Consider the following 24,184-nt stretch of genomic DNA (forward strand, 5'->3'; position numbering starts at 1 on the left):
TCCATGAACGACCTCACCGTGTACGGCGCCGTCTGGTGCCCCGACGTCAAACGCAGCCGTGCCTTGCTGGACGCGAAGGGCGTCGAGTACGACTACGTCGATGTCGAAGCGGACACCGGCGCTGAAGAGATCGTGCGAGCGCTGCAGAACGGTGAGCGGCGGATCCCGACCATCGTCTGGCCGGACGGCACCCACCTGGTCGAACCGAGCGACGACGAGCTCACCGCGCATCTGAACCGATGACCCTCCCGGACGTCCCGGTCGGCACGAGGGTCGTCGTGCGGTACCGGATCGAGGGCGGGTTCACCGACGCGCTCGGCTACCTGCGCTCCCGTGACGACGCGGAATGCACGGTGGAGACCAAACGCGGTCTCGCCACGATCCGGCTGGCAGACATCGTCCTGGCGAAGACCGTCCCACCACCACCGGCCCCACGCGGGTCCCGTAAGGACACGTTCGGAAGTCCGTGAAGGCCTCCTTGAGGGACTCTGAGTCCCTCAAGGAGGCCTTCACGGACTTGCCACCCGGCACGACACGTTGCCGCTCTAAGTGGCCTTACCGCTGGCAAGGGGTTTGTCCAGCACTGCCTTCACGTGGCTGAAGTTGTCGATCGAGTAGCGGCCGTGATAGCGGCCCATGCCGCTCTCCCCCACCCCGCCGAACGGCAGCTCGGGCGCCGCGAGGTGGATGATCGCCGCCCCGAACACCAGCCCGCCGGACGACGTCTCCGTCTCGATCCTGCGTTTCGTTTCGTCCGATTCGGTGAAGGCGTACAACGCCAGCGGCTTGTCGCGTTCGTTGACGAAGGCCAGCGCGGCGTCGACGTCCGGGACCTCGATGATCGGCAGGATCGGGCCGAAGATCTCGTCCCGCATCACCGGCGCGTCCGGGGAGACGTCGGTGAGCACGGTGGGCGCGATGTACTTCTCGTCGCGGTCGGCCTTGCCGCCGACGACCGCGGTCCCGTCGTCCAGCAGCGCGGCGAGCCGGTCATGGTGCCGGGTCGAGATGATCCGGCCGTAGGAGTCGCTGGTGGCCGGGTCCGCGCCGAACATCGCTTCGACGGTCTCGGCCAGGTGCTCGGCCAGCTTCGGGCCGGTGTCGCCGATCGCGAGGACGTAGTCGGGCGCGACGCAGGTCTGACCCGCGTTGGCGAACTTGCCGTAGGCGAGCCGCTGCGCGGTCACGGCGAGATCCGCGCCGGGCTCGACGATCGCCGGGCTCTTCCCGCCCAGTTCGAGCGTGACCGGTGTGAGATGCTTCGCCGCCGCGGCCATGACGATCCGGCCGACGGTCCCGTTCCCGGTGTAGAAGATCGTGTCGAACTTCTGCTCCAGCAGCGCCGTCGTCTCCGGGATCGCCCCCTCGACGACGCGGACGCCTTCGACGTAGGCCGGCAGATGCTCGGCGATCGCGGCCGAGGTGTTCGGGGACAGTTCGCTCGGCTTCACGACCGCGCAGTTGCCCGCCGCCAGCGCCCCGACCAGCGGCGCGAGCACCAGCTGCAGCGGGTAGTTCCACGGCCCGATGATCAGCGCGACCCCGAGCGGCTCCCGCACGACACGCCCGGCGCCAGGCCGCAGGGGCTGTGGGATATCGGCGGGCTCCGGGGTCAGCCAAGAGTCGAGGTTCTCCAGCGTGTGGTCGATCTCGTTGCGCACGAGCGCGATCTCCGCGCGTTTGGCCTCGACTGCGTTCTTGCGCAGGTCGGCGTAGAGCGCCTTGATGAAGACGTCCGCCTGCTCGGTAAGGAGCGCACGCAGGCCCGCGAGCTGCTTCCGCCGCCAGGTCACCGGCTTCGTGACGCCGGAGCGGAACAGTTCGCGCAGGTCACCGACGATCGCGGAGGCATCACTGCTGATCATGGAGCCGAGCCTAACCGCGCGACGCGCCGGGCGCCCGACGCGTCGCAGTATAGGTCGTTATACAGATAGCTGAAGGGCGCTTTCCCCGCATGTCATGCGGGGAAAGCGCCCTTCAGCCCCTCGGTGCTACGGGTAGCTCACCAGGTTGCTCGGCGTCGTTCCCGGTGGCGTCACCGCTCCCGCGTCGTTGATCACGTGGGTGATGGTCCCCTTGTAGTTCAGCGAGACCGTCACCAGGTTGTGGAACCGGACGCCGGAGCGGTTCGGTACCTCGAACGCGTGATACAGGTTCACCGCCGGGTTGTCGTTGAAGAAGCAGTAGCTGCCAAGGCCCCACGCCTCGTGCGTGGTCACGTTGTCCCCCACCTTGTAGGCTGCGTACCCGTTGAGCCCGTTGGGACTCTTCCAGCCCGCCTGGTCCGGGACGTCGTAGGGGATCTCGTTCTGGAAGAAGATCGTCCTGCCGTTCTGGCCGTTCCAGATCACCTGGTACTTCTGGTAGTGCTCGACGAACAGGCCGGTCGCCAGCACGTTGTCCCCGTTGACGACGACGCCGGTGTCGCCGGTGTTGGCCGTCCACCCGTAGGTGCCCGCGTTGCCGTGGTCGGCCCGCCAGGCCCAGATGTGATCGATGATCGTGTCCCGGCTGTTGACGATCAGGCTGTTGGTCGCCTTCCCCGCGATCTGGCCGCCGATCCGGAAGAACACGTCCTGCAGCGTCGTCGGGTTGGCCGAGTGGTTCGCCGCCGAGCCGGCCGGGCCGACCGTGAGCAGCGACTGCGAGTTGGTCGTTCCGGCGTCGAACAGCAGGCCCTTGAGCCGGACCCCGTCCACGTCGGCGACCTTCATCGCGTCGACACCGTTGTCCGGCACCAGCGTCGGGTACCCGACGCCGAGGACGACCGTGTTGGCCTTGGTCACGTTCAGCGTCTGGTTGAGGTGGTAGACGCCTGGAGTGAAGAACAGGTTGCAGCCCTGGGAAAGGGCGTTGTTGATCGACGACGCCGTGTCCCCCGCCTTGACGACGTAGAACTGGCTCATCGGCAGCGAACTGCCCGGCGTGCCACCGTTGGCCCAGCTCGGCCCGGAAGCGTTGGTGCGCAAGGAAGGCAGGAACACGCGGTACTTACCGGAGCCGTCCAGGTAGAGGTACGGGACGTCACGGGACACCGGAGTGGTGCCGAGTGTCGTCTCGGGCGGGTTCGGGAACGTGTTCGCCGGGGCGCCGTTCGTCCCGGAGAACACCATGTTCCAGACGCCGCCCTCCCAGCTGCCGTAGCTGCTGTCGCGGGTGTACCACTGCTGCTGCGAGATCGACGCGGTCTTGCCCGAGACCTTGCTGTCGGCGGTGTACCCGCCGCTGGCGAAGCCGTAGCTGGCCGGGAAGAGGTTCAATCCCCCGCGGATGTCCATCCGGCGGAACGGCGCGGCCTGCGCGACGGCCCAGCGGGTCGCGCCGCTGCTCGGCACGACGGCCAGGTTCTCCGTCGAGCGCCAGAAGTTCTGCAGCGCCACGCCCTTGTCCGACTCGTTGAACGCGTCGACGGTCACGTCGCCGTTGATCACGACGTCCCCTGGGTTCTGCCCGAGACCCGCGACAGAGGTGTAGTAGCCGACGTCGTCGTGGATGCCGTTGTACACACCGGGCTTGAACAGGTGCGCGTACCGGCGTTCGGTGAACTGCGCGGTCAGGGTGTCCTTCTGCGCGTTGAAGTCCGCGTCGAGCTTGGCCTGGATCGACGACGCCGACATACCGGGGTCGAAGATCCGCACGTTGGGACCGAAGTCCGGCACCTCGGCCTGGGCGGGGCAGGTCGCCTGCGTCGATCCGATCGTGTAGCTCGCCGACGCCACGGCGGAGTTCGCCGAGCCCGATTTGAGCGCGATCGCGGAAATCGTCGAAGACGCGGAGACCGTGATCGGCCCGGTGTACACGGTGGACGACGCGGTCGGCGTGGATCCGTCCACTGTGTACCGGATGGTCGCGCCCGCGGTCGCGGACGAAAGTGTCACCGAACGGGCACTGGGATAACTGCCGCCCGGCGGGTCGAACGTCGGTGAGGCGACCGTGGTTCCGCTGCCGCCGTGGGTGTAGCCGAAGTGCGGGGTGTCGTACTGCGGCCCGTTCTTCTCGTAGGTGAACCAGTAGTCGAGCACCGTGCCGGCGGCGAGCGAACCGACGGTGTGCCGCCACGTTCCCCCGCTGTCGGTCATGCGGACGTTCTGCTGGCCCACCCCAGGGACGCCGGTGTAGTGGATGTCGACGTACCGCGCGGTCGTCGCCGGGGTGAAGGAGAACTGCGCCTGGGTCGCGTTCAAGGACGCGGCGCTCTGGCTGTAGTCCGCGGCAGCGGCGGTCGCGCCGCCGAGACCGGCGGCGATCAGGAGCGCGGAAAGGCCGAGGGCGAGCGCGCCCCGGACCCCTTTCCGCCGTTTGGGCTGCACAAAGATCCGGTCCACGTCGTGACACCTCCGGCGTTGGAAATCCACGGGCGAAGCAATTCGTTGCGCGCCACAACAAAGTAACGGTCCGTGAGATATGTCCAGATCACGCTTCGGTAACAGTGATGGTCCAAACCACTTGATGCCCCGGACAGCCCACGATGACACGGCCGTTCGGCGTCATCGAATGGTGCGATCGGGCGCTGGTCAGCAGTCGGGGACGACGTACAGCGTCGAAGCTTCCCCACCGTGCATGGCGCTCAGGCTGGTCCGGCAGGCCAGGAGCACCTCGCGATTCGCGGCCGTGTCCGGCGGGACGCCACAGCCGTCGCACGAGAGCTCGACCGAACCAGGAAAGGTCTCGTCGACCTCGACGTCGACCGTGCGATCGCAGCGACGGCACCACCGGTGCCCGGTGACGATCAGGACGTGCATCGGATCGGAGACACACTGATGCACCCAGCAACGGTGGACGTAACAGGTCGTCCGGACGTGCGCGCTCAGCCCGTGTTCCTCGGCGACGTCTTCCGCGGCGAGGATCGCGGCCAGCCGCCGGTCGGCGATTTCGGCGTAGAGGTCCCGGCGCCGGGCCGGGGGTGCCGCGTCCGCTTCCGCGAGCAGTCTGAGATGAGCCCTTGAGGGTGGCGAAGTACGAAGCACCATGTGGGTCTCAACCTTTCGGCGTCCACCGGAAGTCTTATCAGGTCACTTCCGATTTCGCCGGAGCGACACCCGACCGGGCGACAACGACCGTCCCGTTTGTACGGCCCTTGTACTCGCGCTGCTCATGCTGGCCGGACATCGGGTCGAAGTTCGTTCAGGAGGCAGGAATTGTTGACCAAGGTAGCCGTCGTCGCGACAGCGACCGCGCTCTCCTTCGGCGTGGCCGCACCGGCCAGTGCCGAAGTGGCCGCGGCCGCGTTGCCCGCGGCCAGTATGGAAGCGGTGCTCAAAGCCGCGCAGATCGACCCGCGCCGGGCCGACAGCGCCTTGACTCCGGGCGCCAAGGACAGTGTCCTGCTGGTGGAGCAGGCCCTGTCCGCCAAGGGATTGCTCGACCAGCAGTACGTCGACGGCCATTTCGGCACGTCGACGATCACCGCGTATTCGAGCTACCAGAAGTCGCTGGGCTACACCGGGATCGACGCTTCCGGACTGCCGGGCAAGACGTCGCTCGAGAAGCTGGGCGAGGGCCGGTACACCGTGACCGCGACGGTCGCGGCGGGTAGCCGTCTCACCTACCACGGCGAGACGATGAACACCCGCACCAAGGCGATGCTGGTGAAGGCGGAAGGCCTGCTCGGCAGGCAGCTCACCATCACGCAGGGCTCGTACAACCCCGGCGGCGTCGGCGCTTCGGCCGGGACGCACGACGGCGGCGGCGCGCTCGACATCGGCGTCGAAGGCATGTCCTCGGCCACGCGGACCGACGTCGCGCGGAAGCTGCGTCAGGTGGGCTTCGCGGCTTGGGTCCGGACCCCGGCCCAGGGCTTCGCCTACCACATCCACGCCATCGCACTGTCCGATCCGGACCTGTCGTCCGGCGCGCAGCACCAGGCCGGTGACTACTACCTCGGGTACAACGGCCTCGCCGGCCGCGGCTCCGACGACGGTCCCGCCGTCTCGCCGAAGCTCACGTGGGAGGAGTACCAGCGAGGCTGACCCCTCCGCTCAAAGGCCACCTTCGCGACGCGAAGGTGGCCTTCGGGCTGTCCGGGAACCCCACGGGTAGGCTTCGGCGCGACGGCAAAACGAGCGGGAAGGGAACATCGCGTGGAGGATCGACCGGTCGGTCAGTGGCTCGATGAGCTGGCTTCGAAGGCCTCGACGCCCGGTGGTGGCGCGGGTGCCGCGATGAACGCCGCCGTGGGTGCCGCCCTCGTCTCCATGGTGTGCAACCTGACCATCGGCAAGCCGAAGTACGCCGAGCACGAGGCCACCATGACCGAGGCGCTGGCCAAGGCCGAGGACCTCCGCGGCCGCGCGCTCGGCCTCGCCGCCGAAGACGCCGCCGCGTTCGAAGCGGTGGTCGCCGCGTACAAGCTCCCGAAGGCCACCGACGAGGAGAAGCAGGCCCGCACGGCCGCGATCCAGGCCGCCCTGGTCGGCGCCGCCGAGGTCCCGCTGCGCACGGCCGCCCTCGCCGCCGAGGTCATCGACGTCGCGGCTTCGATCCTCGAAGGCGCCAACACCAACGTCATCTCCGACATCGCGGTCGCCGCCTCCTCCGCCAAGTCCGCGCTCGAGTCGGGCGTGGTCAACGTCGAGGTCAACCTCGCGTCGATGTCGGACGAGCAGCTCCGCAAGGAGACCGAGGCCCGGCTCGCCGAGTACACGCCCGCCGCCGGGCGCGCCGACGTCCTCATCGCCCAGGTTCGCGAAAGGCTCGCCCGATGACCCTGATCGACGGGCGCGCGATCGCCGCCGCCATCACCGCCGAGGTCACCGAGACCGCCGCCAAGCTGCGCGAATCCGGCACCGCGCCGACGCTGGCCGTGCTCGTGCCGACCGACGACGACGCCACCGCCTGGTACGTGCGCTCGATCGAGCGCGCCGCGAAGAAGGTCGGCGTCGACTGCCGCGTGGTCCAGCTGGAGAAGCCGACCGGCGAGGACGTCACCCGCGAACTCGACAAGCTCTCCGCGGATCCGGCTGTCCACGGCATCATCTGCCAGACCCCGCTTCCCGAGGGCGTCACGCTCGACGACGTCGGCGCGCACATCGACCCGCGCAAGGACGTCGACGGCGCCAACCCGGTCAGCCTCGGCCGGCTCACCGCGGGCCTGCCGACCTACGCGCCCGCCACCGCCGCCGCGGTGCTGGAGATCCTGAAGCGTGAGCAGGTCGCCCTGTCCGGCGCCCAGGTCGCGGTCGTCGGCCGCTCGACCGTCGTCGGCAAGCCCGCCGCGCTGCTGCTGCTCGCCGAGAACGCGACGGTGACCGTCTGCCACTCCCGCACCAAGGATCTCGCGGCGGTCACCAAGACCGCGGACGTCCTGGTCGTGGCCGTCGGCCGCGCGCACTTCGTCGGCGCGGACCACGTCAAGCCCGGCGCCGTGGTGATCGACGTCGGCACCAACCCGACCGCTGAAGGCGGGCTCGTCGGCGACGTCGACCAGGCCGCGGTCGAGGGGATCGCGGGCTCGATCACGCCGGTCCCCGGCGGCGTCGGCCCGGTCACGACGTCGCTGCTGCTGCGGCACACCGTCACCGCCGCACAGTCCTGATCCGCTGACGAAGGCGGCGAGTCCACTGAGGACTCGCCGCCTTTCTCATGTCCTGATCACCGTCTCGACGACCTTCCGCACCTGTGCTGCTTCGGGCGCGGGCGCCGTGCGATCGGCGAAGAGCAGATGCGTGGCGCCGATCAGCGTGGCCGCGAGCGTCTCGACGTCGGCGTCCTCGGCGATCCTGCCTTCCTCGCGTTCCGCCCCGAGGTAGCCGCCGATCATCACCGCCGCCTGGGTCAGCACCGGGATCCCGGCAGGCCATTCGCGCTGCAACCGGGCGCGAAGCTCGTCGCGGAAGATCACGAGCGGGACGATCGCGACGGCGACCGACTCGAACACCGCCGTGAGCGCCGACGTGAGGTTGTCCACGACCGTTCCGGTGCCGACGGACTTGCGCAGGCTCTCTTCGTCCAGCTTTTCGATCCGGTCCAGCACGAACTCGGCGAGGAATCCGTCGAAGTCGTCGAAATGCCGGTGCAGCACACCTTTCGCGCAGTCCGCCTCCGTGGTGACGGCACGGCTGGTCAGCCCGCTCGGCCCGTCCCGCAGCAAGACCCGCTCGGCGGCGTCGAACAACTGCACGCGGACGGCGCGGAGGGCTACCCCGGTCGGCATACGGCTCCTTTGCGTTGACGAGTGGGCACGTGCCCACTTATGGTGGGCGCATGCCCACTCTACCTTCGGGGCAAGAGCCTCATCGCCATCGACAGGCCGCGGAATCCTTCGGCGTGGACGTCGAACGCTACGACCGGACCCGGCCCGCCTATCCCCCGGAGCTCATCGATCACCTCGTCGCCGCCGCACCCGGCCGCGAGACCCTCGACGTCGGCGTCGGCACCGGAATCGAAGCGCGCCAGCTCCAAGCGGCGGGCTGTCACGTGCTGGGCGTCGAACCGGACCCGCGGATGGCCGAGTTCGCCCGCCGGAGCGGGATCGACGTCGAAGTCGCGAAATTCGAAACCTGGGAGCCCGCTGGCCGCCGGTTCGACCTGCTCGTCTCCGGACAGGCCTGGCATTGGGTGGACCCGGTGGCGGGCGCCGCCAAGGCCGCCGAAGTCCTGCGGACGGGCGGGCTCTGGTCCGCGTTCTGGCACGTGCCCGAGCCACCGGCGGAAGTCACGGACGCCCTGGCGGACGCGTACCGGCGACACGTGCCGGATGCTCCGATCGACCTCAAGAGCGTGCCGAAACAGTCCGCCGACCCGTACGGGCTGCTGCTGGACAAAGCCGCCGACGGCCTGCGTGAAGCGGGCGGATTCGGCGAGCCGCGGCGAAGCCGCCACGATTGGGAGCGAGTCCACACCCGCGACGAATGGCTGGACCAGCTCCCGACGTTCGGCTCGCTCACCTGGGTCGAACCCGCTGTGCGACAAGAGATCCTCGCCGAAGTCGGCGCGGCGATCGACGGGATCGGCGGCCGGTTCACCACCCGCTACGCCACCGTCGCGATCACCGCGGTCCGGGACTGACCCGCCGGTGACGGGAGCCGCGCGGCTCCCGTCACCGGCGTCCGTCAAGGCGTGACGGGGACGTTGGTCAGCCCGTTCACCGCCCTCGACACGGTGTTGGACGCGTAGACGACGTTGGGGCGGTCCGAGCATTTCGACGCCGACGTGATCTTGATGGCGTACTGGCCGACGCCGCCGAGATCGGACTTGTTGTCCCGCCAGACGTTCCCGCAGCCGTTCGGGAACGACGGGGTGGTCCCCGGATTGTGCGTCTCGTAGCCGTTCGCGAACGTCCCCGGCGAGGCGAAGGTGCCGGTGTTGCCCTCGATGACGTACCCGAATCCCTTGACGTCGATCCAGGAATCGGCCGAGTTCTCCCCGGAGATCCCCTGGCCGTCGAAGGTGTTGCCCCGGATGACGCCGCCCTCGGTGCCCTCCTTGACGTCGATGCCTTCCGCGGCGACGTACGGTCCGATGTGGTTGTTCAGCACCTGAACCCGGTCGCTGCGGTCGACCCCGCCGGAATTGCCGTGGCACTCCCAATTCGAGTTCGCCGAGCCGAGGTAAACACCCTCGCCGTAGCCCGCCTGCACCAGACCCGTGTGGCTGATCGTCGAGTCACGGATCACGCTGTCGGCGGAGGAACGGCGGAAGTGGACGGCCTCCTCGTCGATCTGATGGACCCGCACGCCTTCGATCACCGTGTGGTGCGAATTGTCGGCGACGATGCCCTTCTTGGACTCCTGCACGGTGAAGCCCTGGAGGTGCCAGTACGGCGCACTATAGAGCCAGAATCCGTACCCGGAGTCCCAGCCCGCCGTCGGCGCCGGACAGGAAGGCGCCTCACCCGACGGGCCGTCGTTGATCAGGACCGCCGTCGACGGTCCGGTCACCGTGATCGGCGCGGCGGCGGTCCCTGGCTTCGTGGCCACGAACGAACCCCGATAGGTTCCGGCGGCCAGCCGGATCGTCTGCCCTGGGCTCGCGGCGGCCAGCGCGGCTTGCAATTGCGCCGTGGTGCTCACGTCGACCACTTCTCCCGAAGGAACACTGCTGGTCGTCGTCGGCGGCCTGCTCGTGGTCGTAGTCGGCGGCACCGTGGTGGTGGTCGGCGCCCCTCCCCCGCACGGGCTGCCGTTGACCGTGCACCCGGTCGGCAGGCCGAGCCCGGCGGTGTTGAAGCCGAACGTCGCCGAACCGCCGGGTTTGATCGTGCCGTTGAAGCCGGCGTTGGTGACCTTGTAGTGCTGCCCGGTCCTGGTGAGCACCGAGCTCCACGATGTGGTGATCGCCGTACCGGCGGGAAGATCGAACTCGATCGTCCACTGTGTACTGTTCGCGTCTCCCGTGTTGGCGAGCGTGTACTTTCCGCCGTACCCGCCGTCCCAGACCGAGCCCTGGGCGAACGTGGCGGACAGGCTGGGCGCGGCGGCCTCGGCGGTGACGACGGCCCCGAACAGGCCCGCCGCCGACGCCAGGGCCGCGAACGCGGCGAGCAGTCGTTTCCTCGTCATTCCGTGCCTCCGCATTTCGTTCCGGCGATCGTGCACGCGACCGGGAGCCCCTGACCGGCGGCGTTGAAGCCGAACGTCGCCGATCCGCCGGGTTTGACGCTCCCGTTGTGCGTCGCGTTCCCGAACCGGTGGTGCTGGCCGGTCTTGGTCAGCACCGAACTCCAGGAACTGGTGACCGTCGTCCCGGCGGGCAGGTCGAACTCGACCGTCCACGAACCCACCGCGGCCGGACAGGTGTTGGTGACGGTGAAACCGCCGCCGTACCCGCTGTCCCACACCGATTTCCGGGCGAACGACGCCGTCAGGCACGCGCCGGGGCCGGAAGTGGTCGTGGTGGTCGGCGCCGTCGAGCTGGACGTAGTCGTCGTGGTCTGGCCGGTCGACGAAGACGGCGGAGCACCGTCGACGGACTTCAGGAACAGCGAGGACGCGGCGTCGGTCTTGGTCGCGTCGACCCCGTGACCACCGGTGTAGTCCCGCTGCTCGTTCTTCGCCCAGTCGGCGATCGGCGTGCCGCCGACGTCGAGATGCTTGTACGCGGCGCCGTCCCACCCGAAGGCGTAGACGCGGTGCCGGTCGGCGTAGAAGTCGTTATACGGGCCGTTGTCCGTGAGCTGCTTGGTCATCGCGTTGTTGAAGAACACGTTGCGGGGACCGGAAGCGCCCGACCACTTGACGGCCTTCTTGCCCGCGCCCCACCAGATCGGGAACCAGTTCGAGTCGTCGGGACCGCCGCCACCCTCTTCACCGCAGTTGGCCCGGCAGTTCCCGGAGCGGTGCGCGTACGGGACCTTGACCGTGTTGAGCTCGAAGAGGTTGTTGCGTTCCCAGCCCCCGTGCAGGTTCAGGTCGGAGTCGAACGAGTTCCCGATCACCACGTTGCCCGAGGCGGACCACTGGAAGGTGAAGTGCCGCAGCAGGGTCGAGGTGTTGCCGGCGTAGAGCGAATCCCAGACACGGGAGCCGCGGAAGTAGCCGTTGCCGCCCTTGCCCTTGTTCCAGGAGCCGTTGAGTTCGTTGTCGACGATCTGGAGGTTCTTGGCCTCCTCGGTGACGATCGGATGCGAACCGGTCATGTCCGCGCGGATGCCGCGGACCCACGAGTTCGCCGCCCACTTGAACACGATGCCGTGCATTTCCGCGGCGGGCGCCATGTTCCCGTAGTTGTTGTTCGCCTCGGCCGGGTTCAGGCCCGGCATGTCCTGCGTGAAGCCGAGGTTCTCGAAGCCGACGCCGAGCACCGGGTCGACGAGCGGTGACGCCTTCGAGTCATAGGTGGCGCCGTCGATCGGGGCCGAACCGTCCGAGGTGGAGTTCACCGGGACGTCGTATTCGAGCGGCTTGTCGAGGGTGATGGTGCGCGCGGCCGTGTCGAGCGCCGCGATGGTGAAGATCTGCTGGCGCATGTGCATGTTCAGCAACGGGAACGTGGTCGGCGTCGCCTGCTGCTGCTCGTAGAACTTCTGCGAGTTGGCCGCGCGGATGTTGACCAGGTTCCCGGCGGCGAGCGAGGTCAGCGCGCCGCTGCTCGCCAGGTGGACGACCTTGTCCCCCGTCCGGGCGGCGAACGCGGCGTCACCCGGCTTGCCCCGCAGCTTCACCCCGGCCTTCCAATGGACGTTGACCGTGCCTTCGAAGATGTCCTTGCGGTTGGCAGGCGCCGAGGCGTAGTCGCTCGCGTAGGAGGAGTGCACTCCCCTGGACTGGACCCGGAACAGCCCTCGGCCGGGCCACAACCAGCCGCCCTTGCCCGCACCCGAGGTCATCCCGTCCTCGTCCCAGTCGGAACCGTCCGGGGTGAGGGCGTCGTAGAGGGTGTTCGCGTCGGGTTTGTAGACGAACTTGGTGACGTCCTTGCCCGCGCCGCGCAGGATCAGGTAATCGGCGTCGACGTGGATCTCGTGAGTGACGTCGAACCGGCCTGCCGGGAAGGTGATCGTGCTCAGTTTGGTGTAGCTACCGGATGGCGAGCACGCGCTCTTGATCCCGTCGATCGCCGCTTGGATCCCGTTCGTGTCGTCGGCGCCGTCGTCGGGTTTGACGTTGTACTGGCTTGCCAGTTCCGCCGCGGTGACCTGGCAGGTGGCGTTCGGATTGACTTCGCCGGAACCGGGCAGCGCGGCGCCGCCCCGGTAACCGGCTTTCGACCAGTCGTAGAGCCCCGCGACCGGCGCTCGGCGATTGGCCGCACCGACGTCGAGGCCGGTCAGCGCGCCGGGCCCCGGCGCCGCGTCCGCCACCTCGGGCGGTATCTGCAGGAGCGCGGCGGTGGCGACCACGGCGGCGACCGCCGGTAGGACGGCACGACGAAGAGTACTTTTTCGGGACACCCGAAACCTCCGTGACGGACTGACGGAAGGTGTTGCGGCGTGTACACCCGGACTCAGCCTTTATAGTTCACGTCCCTGTCACCCGTCAACGGATGTGAATCATGTCCATGTATGTGAACGGTTCAGTGTTCTCCGGAACGGAAACGGTCGAGCACCCGGCGTTCCCGTTTGGTCGGACGCCCCGCGCCCCGCTCCCGCCGCGCGACCGGCACGGCGGACTCGGGCGGCGGCGCGGGCGTCCGGTCGATGAAACAGGTCGCGGCGTCGGCGGCGCCGACACGTTTCTGGATCACCCGTGTCACTTCCAAGATCCGCGTGGTGTCGTGGACCCTGGCGCGCACCTCGTCGCCCGCCACGACCGTGGTCGCGGGCTTGGCGGGTTTGCCGTTCACGCGGACATGGCCGCCACGACAGGCCGCTGCGGCATCCGGACGCGTCTTGGTGAGCCGGACGGCCCACAGCCAGCGATCAACTCGAGTGGACTCCACAGCAGTACATAGTGGCCCATCCACCGACACGCCGCCCGCCTGCCTGGCCCAAGCGAACGAAAAGAACCTTCACGTTCATTGCCACCCGGCATAGCCGAAGGTATAACTTGTTCTAAATCCCTCAACGGTGAGGAAGATCTTGTGAGCGACGAAACCATGTGGAGAAGCGCTTCCGGACAGTTATCCCGCCGCCTGTTCATTGCAGGAACTGGTTCTATCTTGGGGGCCGCAGCCCTGGGCGGGACCGCCTCCGCGAAAAGTTCGATCGCCGACGCCGCGCGAATCCCCGCGCTCGTCATCGGTTCCGGGTACGGCGGCTGCGTCGCCGCGCTCCGGCTCGCCGAGGCGGGCGTCGACGTCCACCTCGTCGAACTCGGCAAGGCGTGGGACACCCCCGGCACGGACGGCAAGATCTTCGCCAACACCACCACTCCCGACTACCGGTCCTTCTGGCTGCGGACCAGGACCAAGCAGCCGTTGAGCAACTTCCTCGGCTTCCCGCTGGACAAGGACGTCCCGCGCCACACCGGAATCCTCGACGCCGAGGAGTTCAGCGGCATCACCGTCTATCAAGGGCGCGGGCTCGGCGGCGGCTCACTGGTCAACGGCGGCATGGCCGTCACGCCGAAACGCGAGAACTTCGGCGCCGTCCTGCCCACGGTCAACGCCGACGAGATGTACGGCGTCTACTATCCGCGCGCCAACGCGGGTCTCGGCGTCGCCACCATCGATCCGAACTGGTTCGAGACCGCCGAGTGCTACCAGTACGCGCGGGTCGGCCGGAAGCACGCGCAGCGATCGGGTTTCCCGTTCCTGTTCGTCCCGGACGTGTACGACTGGGACTACATGAAGAAGGAGCAGGCGGGCACGGTCCCGAGGTCCGCGCTGGCCGGGGAGATCCTCTACGGCAACAACGCGGGCAAGAAGTCGTTGCAGCAGACCTATCTCCCGCGGATCAAGGCGACAGGACGGGTGACGATCTCGGCGCTGCACCGCGTCACGTCGGTCACGCCCGCCTCCGGTGGCGGATACACCGTGGTGATGGAGCAACTCGACACCGCCGGCACCGTCACCGGGACGAAATCCGTCACCGCGGACAAGGTGTTCTTCGCCGCGGGCAGCGTCGGCACGAGCAAGCTCCTGGTCAAGCTCAAGGCGACCGGCGCGCTGCCCAACCTCAACAACGAGGTCGGAAAGGGCTGGGGCGACAACGGGAACGTCATGTGCGGCCGGGCCAACCACATGTGGGACGCCACCGGGGCGCTGCAGTCGTCCATCCCCACCGCGGGCATCGACAACTGGGCCGCCGGCGGCGCGTTCGCCGAAGTCGCCCCGCTGCCGACCGGCATCGAGACCTACGCCTCCTTTTATCTGTCGATCACCAAGAACCCCAACCGGGGAACGTTCTCCTGGAACGCGGGCGCGAACAAGGTCGACCTCGATTGGCAGACCGCGTGGAAACAACCGTCGATCGAGATGGCGAAGACGATCTTCGACAAGATCAACTCGAAGGAAGGCACGATCTACCGCACCGATCTTTTCGGCGTGTACAAGATCTGGGGCGACCATCTCACCTACCACCCGCTCGGCGGCGCGGTGCTCGGCAAGGCGACCGACAATTACGGCAGGCTCCACGGCCATCCGGGGCTTTACGTGATCGACGGCGCGTTGATCCCCGGTAACACCTCGGTGAACCCGTTCGTCACCATCACCGCGCTGGCGGAACGGAACATCGAAAAGATCGTCGCCACCGATCTGTGACGAGCTCGCTCGTCTCTTCGTTTCGGGTAGCCTGGCGGCACCAGAACGATCCTGCCCGAATCTGGTGCCGCCAACGCTCGCGAAGGTGAAAACAGATGTTGGACTACGGTCTCGACCTGTCCGGTGTGGAGCGTGACCTCGCTCTGCCCGGCCTTGTGGCCGAAGGAGAAGAGCTCGACGCCCTGGTTTCGGCGGCGGCAGACTGGTCCAAGCCCACGCCGGCGGCGGGATGGACGATAGCCCACCAGATCGCTCACCTCGCCGCGGCCGACGCGAACGTTCTCACCGCCATCCGGACACCCGAGGCGTTCGACGCCGTCCTGAAACGAGTGGAAGCCGCAGGCAGCGGACACGCCGATCGCGAAGCCGCCGAAGGGGCGGCCGAACCGCGATCGGCGCTGCTGGACCGCTGGCGCGCCGGTCGAACCGAAGTGGCGGCGGCACTCCGGGAAATCCCGCTGGACCAAGGGTTTCCGTGGTTCGGCTCGCAGCTGACCGCGACGCTCATGGTGCCCCTTCGGCTCATGGAAACGTGGGCACACGGGCAAGACGTTTTCGATACGCTCGGTGTCACGCGCCGTCCGACAAGTCGGCTCGAACACGTGGCCGCGTTGGGAGTAGCCGGGCGCGAGCTGTCTTTCCACGCCGCCCAGTCACCTCTGCCGACAGAGCCGTTCCGTGTCGAGCTGGCAGGTCCTGACGGCGAAACATGGTCCTGGGGACCGGAAAACGCCGCGCAACGAGTCGAAGGCAGCGCTCTCGACTTCTGTCTTCTGGTCACCCGGCGCAGGCCTCGGACGGAGACCGGACTCACCGCGGTCGGCGAGGACGCCGGGAAATGGCTGGACATCGCCAGGGTTTTCCTCTAATGGCTTCGTGAGTGGTGAGGACGGTTAGAGCCAGCTTTACCACTTACGACTAGCCCTGCCGACGGTCCAAGCATGCGCTCCGCTGGTCGTGTTGCGAAAGCCACTTTCGGGACATCAGACGTCGCGAAAGTGGCTTTCGCGACACGCGGCCTGTGTCCGGGCCGCGCAGTCTCTCGGCGGTCGTGAGCGTCAGGACGGCTAGGACCAAGGGCGTCTTAGGTACCTGCCGTGGTGCGCGGATGGCGGTGTCGCGTGTCCAACAGGCCGACACGCGTGACGGGATGGACGACACGCGTGCCTGGCGGGACGTCTCGCGAGTCGTCCGTTCAATCACGCGTGTCGTCCGGGCAATCACGTGAGACGGCCAGCCTCGCATCGGGGTCGTGAGTGGTAAGGACGGCTTGAACCGTCCTCACCACTCACGAGACGGCAAGCGGTCAGCACCGGCCCTCAGAACTTGGGCAGCACACAAACCGTGTCGATCCCCAGAACGTGGTTCAGCCGCCCGAAGGCGAGCCAGGAACCGATGCTCATGCTCAGTTCCACGATTTCCTTCTGGCTGTAATGCTCGGCCATGCGCTTCCAGAATTCGTCGTCGATGCCGTGGTGGTCGATCGCGTACCGTTCGGCGTACTCGGCGGCCAGCCTGGTCCGGTCGTCGAAGGCGTCGGTGGTGCGCCACTCGGTCACGGCGTCGGCGAACTCCTCTTCGACTTTCACCCCGTCGCGTTCGGTCCGCCAGTCCAGGCAGAAGACGCAACCGTTGATCTGCGCGATCCGCAGCCGTGCCGCTTCGAACTCGCGGAGCCCCAGCGTGGTGTGCGAGTAGACCGCGAGCGAGAGCTGCGACGCCGCGACACCGATGCCGGGCACCATCTCGCCCCACACGTAGCCGATCGGGTCCTTGCCCTCGGGAATGTCGATGTTCATCGCGCGCTCCTTCCGAGCTTGCCGGTGGCCGGTCGCAAGGGGACGTCGAGTGCGTCGTAGAGGCCCGGTTTGGCGTCCACGAGCCAGTCGATGGCGCCGACCAGTCTGCCGACCGCGGTCGCGTTGCCGCCGGCGGACCGGTTCTCGCCCTCGTCGGTCGCCTCGACCGAGACTTCGATCCTGGGGCGGCCTTCGATGATCACCCGGTGCGCCCCGTCTCCGCTGGGCGGTGTCGGCCAGTCCGGCGCGCACGACGCGTGGATGCGGGTGACGTGCTCGATGACGATGCGGGGTTCGCCGTCCACGATCCCCTGCACTTCGAACCGGACAGCGCCCTGCGTGCCCGCTTCGAATTCGCCCATCGCCCGTGTGGTCACGGTTTCCTCGAGCGGACGGCGGTCGAGTGTCTCGCGGATTTCGTCGAGTTCGACGCCGAGGCCGCGGGCGATCAGCCGCACCTGTCCACCCCACACCATCGTGGGGACGGACGGGGCCAGCATCGGCGGCTGATAGTCCATCGGCTGCCCCATGCCGACCAGGTAGCGCACGGAATCCGGCTGGTCGTAGGTGGAGTAGTCGAAGATCTCCTGACAGCGGACCGCGTCCACGGTGGTGCCGAGTCCGCTGATCAGCAACGGCAGGATGTCGTTGCCCCAGCCCGGATCGACGCCCGAAACGAACAGCGAGCCACCGCCATCGGCGATCGCCGCGAGCACAGGCTCCCGTAGTTCCTCGGGCGCGTTGCGCTGGTCGTACAGCGCGTAGAGCGCGGGGGTCACCACCACCGCCCCCGCCCGGATCGCGCGGACGATGTCGGCCAGCGCTTCGGCGGGCCGGATGTCGCCGGACGCGGCGTACACCACCGCCCGCGGACCCGCCGCCAGGACGGCTTCGACGTCATCGGTCGCCGCCACACCCAGTTCACCGTCGACTCCCGCGAGCGCGGCCGCGTCGCGGCCCACCTTCGAGGAGTCGTGTACGAGCACACCGGTGAGTTCCAGCGCCGGATGTGCGTCGACGGCCCGGATGGAGGCACGGCCGATGTTGCCTGTACCCCAGACAACTGTGGGAATCATGAAGTCGAGGTTAACCGAATCACCGATCGGTTCCCAGTACCGAAACAATCACGAAAACCGCAGGTCAGAGCGCATTACTCGGGTTCATTCGAGGCGGCAACGAAAGCGTTCCGGCACGCGGAACGAGCGCCGTTCCCATCGGTGAGCGGTAATCGGGTGGAAGGTCGCCGACGGCCGCGTGTAGTGTGCGCTCTCGTGACGAGCCCCGAGTCGGACAGAACGTCGCCGCCGGTCATCCGGCGGCGAGTCGTCGTATCCGGCCGTTAGGTATCGGCCCTCTCTCTTCCCGATGACCCCGCTTTCCGATGACCGAGCGCTGTTCCGTGCGCCCGGCCGGGTTTCCTCCTGTCCAGCGCACGGCTCCTCCTGCTCGTCTTCTGCTTGGGAGTCGTCCGTTGCCTCTGTTCGTCTATGTCCTCGGCCTTGCCGTCTTCGCGCAAGGCACTTCTGAATTCATGGTTTCCGGTCTGGTACCGGGAATCGCCGGTGACCTGTCCGTCCCGGTCGGCGCGGTGGCCGCGCTGACGTCCGCGTACGCCGTCGGGATGATCGTCGGCGCTCCGGCCATGGCCGTGCTCAGCGCACGCTGGCCGCGCCGCCGGGCGTTGGCCGGGTTTCTGACCGCCTTCGCCGTCGTGCACGTCATCGGCGCCGTGACGACGAGCTTTCCGGTGCTGTTCGGTACCCGGATCGCCGCGGCTGTCGTCAACGCCGGGTTCCTCGCCGTCGCCATCCCCGTCGCGGCCGCCTTGGCACCACAGGGAAAGCAGGCACGAGCCACCGCGATCCTGGTCGCGGGTATCACGCTGTCGTGTGTCGCCGGTGTGCCCGCCGGAGCCGTACTGGGTGATCTCGCGGGCTGGCGTTCCGCGTTCTGGGCGGTCGCGGCGTTGTGCCTTCCCGCACTGATACTGGTGTTCCGATCGGCACCCGCCGACGCGGCGGGCTCACGCGGAGTTTCCATACGGCGCGAAGCGCGCGAAATAAAATCCCCTCCGGTGCGGCAAGCGATGATCCTCGGGGCCTTGGTCAACGGCGCGACCTTCGCGACGTTCGCCTTCCTCGCGGTGATCGCGAAAGACGTCGCGCACCTGCCCTCCGGCGCGGTTTCCGGTTTGCTCGCGGCGTTCGGCGTCGGCGCGTTCATCGGGGTCACCGTGGCGGGCCGTAAGGGCGATGGTGAACTCGGGAGTGGCCTGGTCCTCGCGTTGTGTGCCTTGCCGGTCGGCTGGACGGTACTGGCGGTGACCGGCGCGCAACCGGTCGCCCTGTTCCTCGTGACGACCGTCCAAGGTGGACTGTCCTTCGGCTGCGGTTCCGCACTGGTGGCGAGGGTCATGCACGTGGCTCCCGGAGCGCCCACCCTCGGCGGTTCGTTCGCGACGGTCGCGCTCAACGCGGGCGCGTTCCTGGGGCCGGTGCTCGCCGGTTTCGTCACGGAGACGACGGGCGACTATCGCCACGCCGTCTGGATCAGCGCAGCGTTAGCCTTGATCCCGCTCGCGTTCGTCCTGCGGCTGAAGGCATCGCGGCCTGGGTAACATCGGCGGGACCATGGAGATGATCACCGTGCCGGCGGGCGAGGTCACGCTTTCGGATCGGCGGACGCAGCGGAGCTGGGCTGTCGACGTCGTGTCCTTCCTGCTCTCGCCCGTTCCGGTCACCCGCGACCCCGGCAGGTTTCCCCTTGCCGAGGTCTCGTGGGAGGACGCCCTCCAGTTCTGCAACACGGCGTCCGAACGCGAAGGGCTGACCCCGGCATACCGGCTGGAGTCCGAAGTGACGTGGGACCGGTCCGCGAACGGCTACCGCCTGCCGTCCGAAGCGGAATGGGAGCATGCCTGCCGCGCCGGCACGACCGGTCCTCGGTACGGACGGCTCGACGAGATCGCGTGGTATCGCGAGAACTCGGCGGAGTCCGTGCACGAAGTCGGCGGGAAGACACCCAACGCGTGGGGCCTGCACGACATGCTGGGCAACGTCTGGGAATGGTGCTGGGACGTCTACGACGCCGAGGTGTACGGCGAGTACCGGGTGCTGCGAGGCGGCGGCTGGTTCGACGAGCACTGGAGTTGCCGGGCTTCGGTTCGGCGCCGCAGTCACCCGTCCTTCCGCGTCGACGACGTCGGCTTCCGCCTCGCCCGGTCACTGTGACCCCGGCTACAGCGCGCGATGATCACGCGATTGAATGACGCCACGGACACCCCGCCGGGGTGCCGGACCCTGGAGGAAACCGTGACCGGAACCGCTCCCCGAGACGTCGAACGCGTCTACTCCACCGCCGACGTCGTCGCCAAACTGCGCCGCCTCGCCGACGCTCTCGAGTCCGAGACCTCGTTCCGCATCCAGATCGCCGGGGAACGGTTCCGCGTCCCCGCCCACGCGCAGTTCTCGATCGAGCACGAGCGCGGTGACGGCGAGGAAGAGGTGGAGTTCCAGCTGAAGTGGAAGATCGAGGAAGCAGGCTCGGACGACGACTCCGAAGGCGCCGTCGTCTGATCTTCCGTCCCCAAAGGACTTGGCGAGCGGGCCCGCGGTTCCCTGGCGGGCCCGCCGTCACGTCTGTCTCGCGACCAGCTCCATCCAGAAGTCCGGCGCGTACTTGGCGATCTTCGAAAACTCCATCTTGCCTGCCGGGCAAGCGCGGTTCGACGAGTCGACAACGCCGTTGCTCCAGTGCACGATCGCCCACACGCACCGGCCGTCCTTCATGTGGTCGGTCACCCAGATCTCCAGGTAGTCCGTGCATTCGCGGTACCAGACCGACCCCGCGGTGTCGTCGCGGTGGTCGCGGACATCGGTGCTCCGCTGCGGGCAGGGTCCGCGCGCGTCGGCGGGGTTCGGGCGTCCGACGTTCGCCGTGAGGTCGGCCTCGTAGGTGACGAGCGTCCACGGCCACACTCCGGCGACGCCGGTCGCGATCAGCACACCCGCCACCGCACCGGACAGCACCAGCAACAGCCGGTGGCCGAAACCGATCCGGCGGGGCGCCGATGGCGGCTGACGCACGGGCTCGGCGAAAGCGACTTCCACGACGTCGGCTTCCGAGGGTCGGGCGGTCGTCCCGGCGAGGAGGCCTTGCAATCCCTTCACCGTTTCTTCGGTTTGCCCCAGGCCGAGAAGAATGGCGCGTAACTCGCCTTGGGTCGGCGGCTCACGTCGGCCGTTCTCGATTTCCGAAATTCGTTCACGCCTGATCCGGAGACCACGTTTCGCCGCGCGGCCCGCGACGTTGTCCTGGGTGAGACGCTGCTCGTCCCGGAGCCGTTTGATCAGTGCGCCGAGCTCTTCGGCATCCGCGATGTCACCGGAATCGGCACTCCGGGCTTCCATAGCGCTCCCCTGTCCCTCAGCGCTGTGCGACCATGCGGACGTAGATTAGCGACACCGCGGGCGACCGGCACCCGCGGCCGTGTTTTCGCTGGTGAACAGAGTGTGCGCTGTCGCGACAAAATTTCCCGACGTCGCGACGACGGGACATTCCACGATCTTTTCTCATCCGGAGAAACAAATGAGGGAGGAACTACCGTGGCACACGATCTCACCGGCGCGAGATGGTTCAAGAGCAGTCGTTGCGGAGGCGGCCCGACCTGTGTGGAAGTCGCCTTCCTGGAAACCGGGGTCGGTGTCCGGGACACCAAGGATCCCGGACCCGCGTTCGTCGTCTCTCCCGCGGGCTGGACGGCTTTCGTCCGCCACTATTCCGGGAGCGCGGACGGTCAGGGATGTGACTCCGCCACGTCGTGAATCAAGGCGACCGATTCCGCGGGCTCCAACGCCAGTGCCCGGACCCGCTCGAAAGCGGTGAGGTACTGCGCCACGCGGCCGGGTTCCTGCGTGAGCCGCCCCTCGGTCAGGTCGTCGGTATAGACGACGTCCGGATCCTCGGGGCGCGGGAAGCCCAAGATGATGAACCCGCCCGCCTGGGCGGGATGCATCCCCGCGGACGACGGCAGGACCCGCACGGTGACGTGCGGGTCCCCCGCGGCGTCGGCCAGGTGCCGCAGTTGCGCGGCCATCAGGCCCGGCTCGGGCACCGGACGGCGAAGCGCGATTTCGTCGACGACAACCGAAAGGTGAGGCGGCTTTTCCCGGCGGAGGAGCGCCTGGCGTTCCATCCTCAGGGCGACCCGGCGCTCGGCGACCTCGGGCGTCGAGCCGGCCGCGAGAGACAACGCGTGCGCGTACTCACGGGTCTGCAGCAGACCGGGCACCCACTGCGGCTGGTACTCGCGGATGTCACCGGCCTCTTCTTCGTAGCCGAGATAGAGGTTGTAGCCGTCGTAGATGACGCCGTCGAGGTCCGGCCGTTTGCCCCGCTGCCGGGACACCGCGAGCATCGCCGCCCGGCGCGCGCCTGCCACCGCGTAGAAGTCCAGCAGTTCTCGCAGGTCCAGCGGCCGGACGGCGACCTGACCGGTCTCGATCCGGCTGATCTTGGCGGCCGAACACTCCAGGCGCGTGGCGGCCTCGTCGAGTGTCCGGCCCGCCTGTTCCCGCAGACGCCTGAGTTCACCGCCGAACCGGCGGCGGTCTTCCCCCGCGTCGGACACCTCTGCCACCGGAACTCCCATCGAAGCAAAAACTACACAATGCAACTCTTGCACTACCGGAGACACCTCGCTACCGTCCGTGCAGAATGCAATATTTGCACGAGGGGGGCCGTCATGGCCGCGTGGCTGTACAAACTGATCGACACGGGCGTCCCGGAGGTGATCGATCGCATCGGCAGATGGTTCCTGTACCCCGTCTTCTGGCTGACCACGGCGATCCTCGCTCTCTGGTTCCTTCAGACGGGGCTCGTCTACGGAGCCTTGGTCATCAGCCTCCCGCTGATCCTGCTCTTCAGGACCAGGTTCCATGGCCTGGGCAGGGTCTCGCCCGCCTTGCTGCTGATCGCCGGGCTGGCGGCGATGGTGCCCAACTTCTTCCTCGGTAAGTACAAGGAGGCCGAGGACGGCCCCACCGGCTTGATCCTTGTGGGCTTCCTCGTCTTCCTGGCCTGGGCTGCCGCTTACCCGGCGATGCTGGACAAGTTCGACGAGCGGTTCCAGCTCTCCCGGCACCCGTCCGACCCACGACGGAAGCTTCCGGACGACGAGCGGAACGAGCTCGCCCTGCTGCGCGTGCTCCTGGTCAAGATCGTCATGGGCACCGTGGCCATGCTCGTCGTCGACGCCACCGTCGTCGTGATCCTCAGCCTGCTGGCCCTGCTCCTGCGCAGCCGCTGGTCCGCGGCCGTCGCCGGCGTGGCCTGCCTGATCGAATCCGTCACCGTGATCAACGGCCTCGACCTCGTCTTCAAGTTCGAACCGCTGGACATCCTGGCCGGCTTGTTCGCCGCTTCGACGTGGTGGGACGCGGTCAGGAACCCGTTGTGGGACAGGCGAGCACGGGTGGCGGTGGGACGATGATCCAGCCGCCGGGGAGCCCGCTCCCGCCACATCCGACCTCGGCCCGCCGCTGGGGAGCCCGCTGGATCGACTGGCTCGTGCCGTGGCTGGTCACCTCGCCGCTCTGGTTCCTGACCGCCGAGAAGATCCAGAGCGAGGCCACCGAACATGGCTTTGTCCTGGCAGGCAAAGGGATCTTCAAATCCCTGTTCGGGGAATGGGGCGCTCTCGGTGACACCGCCGGAGCCGAGGCGGGAGCCCTGTGGGGCGACATCGTCCTGGTCGTCGCCCTGACCCTGGCGGTACAGGTCTTGCTGATCATGGCGTACGAAGTGCTTCTCGTCCGCGTTTGGGGACGCACCCTGGGCAAGGCAGCCTTCGCGCTGACGGTGTGCCGCGCCGACGGTGGCCGGCTGAGCTTCGGCCAGGTCTGCGCCCGAACCGCGATCACCGTGCTCATCCCAGGCCTCGGCTGGGTGCTGCTCATCGCGGCCGTCCTCCAGTTGAGCGTGCCGCTCATGCTGGCCGGTGTCGCGCTCCTGATCTTCTCGGCTGTCGAATGCTGCCTCCTGCGGACCTCGGTCACCGGCAAGACGTCCTGGCACGATCGGCGGACCGGCTCGGTCGTGGTCTCCAAGACCTGGACGGAACAACTGCGGCAAGCCCGCGAGTTCCAGCAGCGGGCCCTGGACACCGGCATGACGCGTGCCCGCCAAGCCTGGCAAGCGCCCCAGGTCCAGCAGTTCTCCCAGCAGGCTCAAGCGACCTTCCATCAGGTCCGGGAGCGGGGCCGTCAGGCCATGCGGCGCGACGACGGGTCACCGTGAACCGAGAACCT

The 24,184-nt window shown here is 67.9% G+C and carries 25 protein-coding genes; 14 read left to right on the plus strand and 11 right to left on the minus strand.

Annotated elements, in window-relative coordinates:
• The first annotated feature begins 3 nt into the window (after positions 1–3).
• Positions 4–243 (plus strand): glutaredoxin family protein, encoded by a 240-nt coding sequence (locus AMYAL_RS0133590; RefSeq protein ID WP_020635683.1) that lies wholly within the window; start codon positions 4–6, stop codon positions 241–243.
• A complete protein-coding gene (locus AMYAL_RS0133595; protein WP_020635684.1) occupies positions 240–470 on the plus strand; it encodes a putative acetyltransferase in 231 nt (76 codons plus the stop codon). The genes AMYAL_RS0133590 and AMYAL_RS0133595 overlap by 4 nt, the downstream gene beginning before the upstream one ends.
• A 75-nt stretch (positions 471–545) precedes the next feature.
• On the opposite strand, the gene AMYAL_RS0133600 is transcribed toward AMYAL_RS0133595, so the two are convergent.
• From AMYAL_RS0133600 to AMYAL_RS0133610, 3 genes are all read right to left on the minus strand, one after another.
• Positions 546–1,865, minus strand: a complete 1,320-nt coding sequence (locus AMYAL_RS0133600) for an aldehyde dehydrogenase family protein (protein ID WP_020635685.1) — start codon at positions 1,863–1,865, stop codon at positions 546–548.
• Between the two features lie 126 nt (positions 1,866–1,991).
• Complete coding sequence (locus AMYAL_RS0133605) at positions 1,992–4,325, minus strand: chitobiase/beta-hexosaminidase C-terminal domain-containing protein (protein ID WP_020635686.1); 2,334 nt, start codon at positions 4,323–4,325, stop codon at positions 1,992–1,994.
• A 189-nt stretch (positions 4,326–4,514) separates the two neighbouring features.
• A complete protein-coding gene (locus AMYAL_RS0133610; protein ID WP_020635687.1) occupies positions 4,515–4,970 on the minus strand; it encodes a hypothetical protein in 456 nt (151 codons plus the stop codon).
• A 168-nt stretch (positions 4,971–5,138) separates the two neighbouring features.
• On the opposite strand from AMYAL_RS0133610, the gene AMYAL_RS0133615 reads away from it, so the two are divergent.
• From AMYAL_RS0133615 to AMYAL_RS0133625, 3 genes are all read left to right on the plus strand, one after another.
• Positions 5,139–5,969, plus strand: a complete 831-nt coding sequence (locus tag AMYAL_RS0133615; RefSeq protein WP_020635688.1) for a hypothetical protein — start codon at positions 5,139–5,141, stop codon at positions 5,967–5,969.
• A gap of 111 nt (positions 5,970–6,080) precedes the next feature.
• Positions 6,081–6,704 (plus strand): cyclodeaminase/cyclohydrolase family protein, encoded by a 624-nt coding sequence (locus AMYAL_RS0133620; RefSeq protein ID WP_020635689.1) that lies wholly within the window; start codon positions 6,081–6,083, stop codon positions 6,702–6,704.
• Positions 6,701–7,534, plus strand: coding sequence for a bifunctional 5,10-methylenetetrahydrofolate dehydrogenase/5,10-methenyltetrahydrofolate cyclohydrolase (locus AMYAL_RS0133625; RefSeq protein WP_020635690.1), 834 nt, complete (start codon positions 6,701–6,703; stop codon positions 7,532–7,534). Before AMYAL_RS0133620 ends, AMYAL_RS0133625 begins: the two co-directional genes overlap by 4 nt.
• A 45-nt stretch (positions 7,535–7,579) precedes the next feature.
• On the opposite strand, the gene AMYAL_RS0133630 is transcribed toward AMYAL_RS0133625, so the two are convergent.
• Positions 7,580–8,152, minus strand: a complete 573-nt coding sequence (locus AMYAL_RS0133630; RefSeq protein WP_020635691.1) for a TetR/AcrR family transcriptional regulator — start codon at positions 8,150–8,152, stop codon at positions 7,580–7,582.
• Between the two features lie 113 nt (positions 8,153–8,265).
• Here AMYAL_RS0133630 and AMYAL_RS0133635 point away from each other — a divergent pair, with 113 nt between their 5' ends.
• Complete coding sequence (locus tag AMYAL_RS0133635) at positions 8,266–9,006, plus strand: class I SAM-dependent methyltransferase (RefSeq protein WP_020635692.1); 741 nt, start codon at positions 8,266–8,268, stop codon at positions 9,004–9,006.
• Positions 9,007–9,050: 44 nt separating this feature from the next.
• Here the strand turns inward: AMYAL_RS0133635 and AMYAL_RS0133640 are convergent, their stop codons facing one another.
• From AMYAL_RS0133640 to AMYAL_RS0133650, 3 genes are all read right to left on the minus strand, one after another.
• A complete protein-coding gene (locus tag AMYAL_RS0133640; RefSeq protein ID WP_020635693.1) occupies positions 9,051–10,499 on the minus strand; it encodes a cellulose binding domain-containing protein in 1,449 nt (482 codons plus the stop codon).
• Positions 10,496–12,829 carry a cellulose binding domain-containing protein gene (locus AMYAL_RS0133645; RefSeq protein WP_026467660.1) on the minus strand — a complete coding sequence of 778 codons (2,334 nt, stop codon included), beginning with the start codon at positions 12,827–12,829 and terminating at the stop codon, positions 10,496–10,498. Before AMYAL_RS0133645 ends, AMYAL_RS0133640 begins: the two co-directional genes overlap by 4 nt.
• Positions 12,830–12,951: 122 nt before the next feature.
• A complete protein-coding gene (locus AMYAL_RS0133650) occupies positions 12,952–13,317 on the minus strand; it encodes an RNA-binding S4 domain-containing protein (RefSeq protein ID WP_026467661.1) in 366 nt (121 codons plus the stop codon).
• A 219-nt stretch (positions 13,318–13,536) separates the two neighbouring features.
• On the opposite strand from AMYAL_RS0133650, the gene AMYAL_RS0133655 reads away from it, so the two are divergent.
• Both AMYAL_RS0133655 and AMYAL_RS0133660 read left to right on the plus strand, forming a co-directional pair.
• Positions 13,537–15,078 carry a GMC oxidoreductase gene (locus tag AMYAL_RS0133655; protein WP_020635696.1) on the plus strand — a complete coding sequence of 514 codons (1,542 nt, stop codon included), beginning with the start codon at positions 13,537–13,539 and terminating at the stop codon, positions 15,076–15,078.
• Positions 15,079–15,173: 95 nt separating this feature from the next.
• Positions 15,174–15,947 (plus strand): TIGR03084 family metal-binding protein, encoded by a 774-nt coding sequence (locus tag AMYAL_RS0133660; RefSeq protein ID WP_020635697.1) that lies wholly within the window; start codon positions 15,174–15,176, stop codon positions 15,945–15,947.
• Between the two features lie 450 nt (positions 15,948–16,397).
• On the opposite strand, the gene AMYAL_RS0133665 is transcribed toward AMYAL_RS0133660, so the two are convergent.
• Positions 16,398–16,877: a carboxymuconolactone decarboxylase family protein gene (locus tag AMYAL_RS0133665; protein WP_020635698.1), complete on the minus strand. Its 480-nt coding sequence runs from the start codon at positions 16,875–16,877 to the stop codon at positions 16,398–16,400.
• Positions 16,874–17,953 carry an NAD(P)H-dependent amine dehydrogenase family protein gene (locus AMYAL_RS0133670; RefSeq protein WP_026467663.1) on the minus strand — a complete coding sequence of 360 codons (1,080 nt, stop codon included), beginning with the start codon at positions 17,951–17,953 and terminating at the stop codon, positions 16,874–16,876. Before AMYAL_RS0133670 ends, AMYAL_RS0133665 begins: the two co-directional genes overlap by 4 nt.
• A 395-nt stretch (positions 17,954–18,348) precedes the next feature.
• Between AMYAL_RS0133670 and AMYAL_RS0133675 the strand changes: the two genes are divergently transcribed.
• The 3 genes from AMYAL_RS0133675 (at position 18,349) to AMYAL_RS0133685 (ending at position 20,452) form a co-directional block, all read left to right on the plus strand.
• Positions 18,349–19,494 (plus strand): Cmx/CmrA family chloramphenicol efflux MFS transporter, encoded by a 1,146-nt coding sequence (locus AMYAL_RS0133675; protein WP_020635700.1) that lies wholly within the window; start codon positions 18,349–18,351, stop codon positions 19,492–19,494.
• A gap of 13 nt (positions 19,495–19,507) precedes the next feature.
• Positions 19,508–20,107: a formylglycine-generating enzyme family protein gene (locus AMYAL_RS0133680; RefSeq protein WP_020635701.1), complete on the plus strand. Its 600-nt coding sequence runs from the start codon at positions 19,508–19,510 to the stop codon at positions 20,105–20,107.
• Between the two features lie 81 nt (positions 20,108–20,188).
• On the plus strand, positions 20,189–20,452 hold the full coding sequence (locus tag AMYAL_RS0133685; RefSeq protein ID WP_020635702.1) for an amphi-Trp domain-containing protein: 264 nt from the start codon (positions 20,189–20,191) through the stop codon (positions 20,450–20,452).
• A 57-nt stretch (positions 20,453–20,509) separates the two neighbouring features.
• On the opposite strand, the gene AMYAL_RS0133690 is transcribed toward AMYAL_RS0133685, so the two are convergent.
• Complete coding sequence (locus AMYAL_RS0133690; protein WP_020635703.1) at positions 20,510–21,286, minus strand: helix-turn-helix domain-containing protein; 777 nt, start codon at positions 21,284–21,286, stop codon at positions 20,510–20,512.
• Positions 21,287–21,481: 195 nt separating this feature from the next.
• Between AMYAL_RS0133690 and AMYAL_RS46680 the strand changes: the two genes are divergently transcribed.
• Positions 21,482–21,700: a DUF397 domain-containing protein gene (locus AMYAL_RS46680; protein WP_039794557.1), complete on the plus strand. Its 219-nt coding sequence runs from the start codon at positions 21,482–21,484 to the stop codon at positions 21,698–21,700.
• On the opposite strand, the gene AMYAL_RS0133700 is transcribed toward AMYAL_RS46680, so the two are convergent.
• Complete coding sequence (locus tag AMYAL_RS0133700; protein WP_039794561.1) at positions 21,673–22,515, minus strand: helix-turn-helix domain-containing protein; 843 nt, start codon at positions 22,513–22,515, stop codon at positions 21,673–21,675. The two genes, AMYAL_RS46680 and AMYAL_RS0133700, sit on opposite strands and share 28 nt — an antisense overlap.
• Positions 22,516–22,620: 105 nt before the next feature.
• Between AMYAL_RS0133700 and AMYAL_RS0133705 the strand changes: the two genes are divergently transcribed.
• On the plus strand, positions 22,621–23,367 hold the full coding sequence (locus AMYAL_RS0133705) for a hypothetical protein (protein WP_020635705.1): 747 nt from the start codon (positions 22,621–22,623) through the stop codon (positions 23,365–23,367).
• Positions 23,364–24,173, plus strand: a complete 810-nt coding sequence (locus tag AMYAL_RS0133710; RefSeq protein WP_020635706.1) for an RDD family protein — start codon at positions 23,364–23,366, stop codon at positions 24,171–24,173. The genes AMYAL_RS0133705 and AMYAL_RS0133710 overlap by 4 nt, the downstream gene beginning before the upstream one ends.
• Positions 24,174–24,184: the final 11 nt, after the last annotated feature.

It is taken from the genome of Amycolatopsis alba DSM 44262 (genome assembly GCF_000384215.1).
Classification (GTDB): domain Bacteria; phylum Actinomycetota; class Actinomycetes; order Mycobacteriales; family Pseudonocardiaceae; genus Amycolatopsis; species Amycolatopsis alba.

Coding starts and splice junctions, on each gene's coding strand:
- AMYAL_RS0133670 (WP_026467663.1), bottom strand. CDS start 17,953: ATGATTCCCACAGTTGTCTGGGGTACAGGCAACATCGGCCGTGCCTCC.
- AMYAL_RS0133610 (WP_020635687.1), bottom strand. CDS start 4,970: ATGGTGCTTCGTACTTCGCCACCCTCAAGGGCTCATCTCAGACTGCTC.
- AMYAL_RS0133690 (WP_020635703.1), bottom strand. CDS start 21,286: ATGGAAGCCCGGAGTGCCGATTCCGGTGACATCGCGGATGCCGAAGAG.
- AMYAL_RS0133595 (WP_020635684.1), top strand. CDS start 240: ATGACCCTCCCGGACGTCCCGGTCGGCACGAGGGTCGTCGTGCGGTAC.
- AMYAL_RS0133600 (WP_020635685.1), bottom strand. CDS start 1,865: ATGATCAGCAGTGATGCCTCCGCGATCGTCGGTGACCTGCGCGAACTG.
- AMYAL_RS0133660 (WP_020635697.1), top strand. CDS start 15,174: ATGTTGGACTACGGTCTCGACCTGTCCGGTGTGGAGCGTGACCTCGCT.
- AMYAL_RS0133630 (WP_020635691.1), bottom strand. CDS start 8,152: ATGCCGACCGGGGTAGCCCTCCGCGCCGTCCGCGTGCAGTTGTTCGAC.
- AMYAL_RS0133625 (WP_020635690.1), top strand. CDS start 6,701: ATGACCCTGATCGACGGGCGCGCGATCGCCGCCGCCATCACCGCCGAG.
- AMYAL_RS0133680 (WP_020635701.1), top strand. CDS start 19,508: ATGGAGATGATCACCGTGCCGGCGGGCGAGGTCACGCTTTCGGATCGG.
- AMYAL_RS0133710 (WP_020635706.1), top strand. CDS start 23,364: ATGATCCAGCCGCCGGGGAGCCCGCTCCCGCCACATCCGACCTCGGCC.
- AMYAL_RS0133590 (WP_020635683.1), top strand. CDS start 4: ATGAACGACCTCACCGTGTACGGCGCCGTCTGGTGCCCCGACGTCAAA.
- AMYAL_RS0133640 (WP_020635693.1), bottom strand. CDS start 10,499: ATGACGAGGAAACGACTGCTCGCCGCGTTCGCGGCCCTGGCGTCGGCG.
- AMYAL_RS0133705 (WP_020635705.1), top strand. CDS start 22,621: ATGGCCGCGTGGCTGTACAAACTGATCGACACGGGCGTCCCGGAGGTG.
- AMYAL_RS0133665 (WP_020635698.1), bottom strand. CDS start 16,877: ATGAACATCGACATTCCCGAGGGCAAGGACCCGATCGGCTACGTGTGG.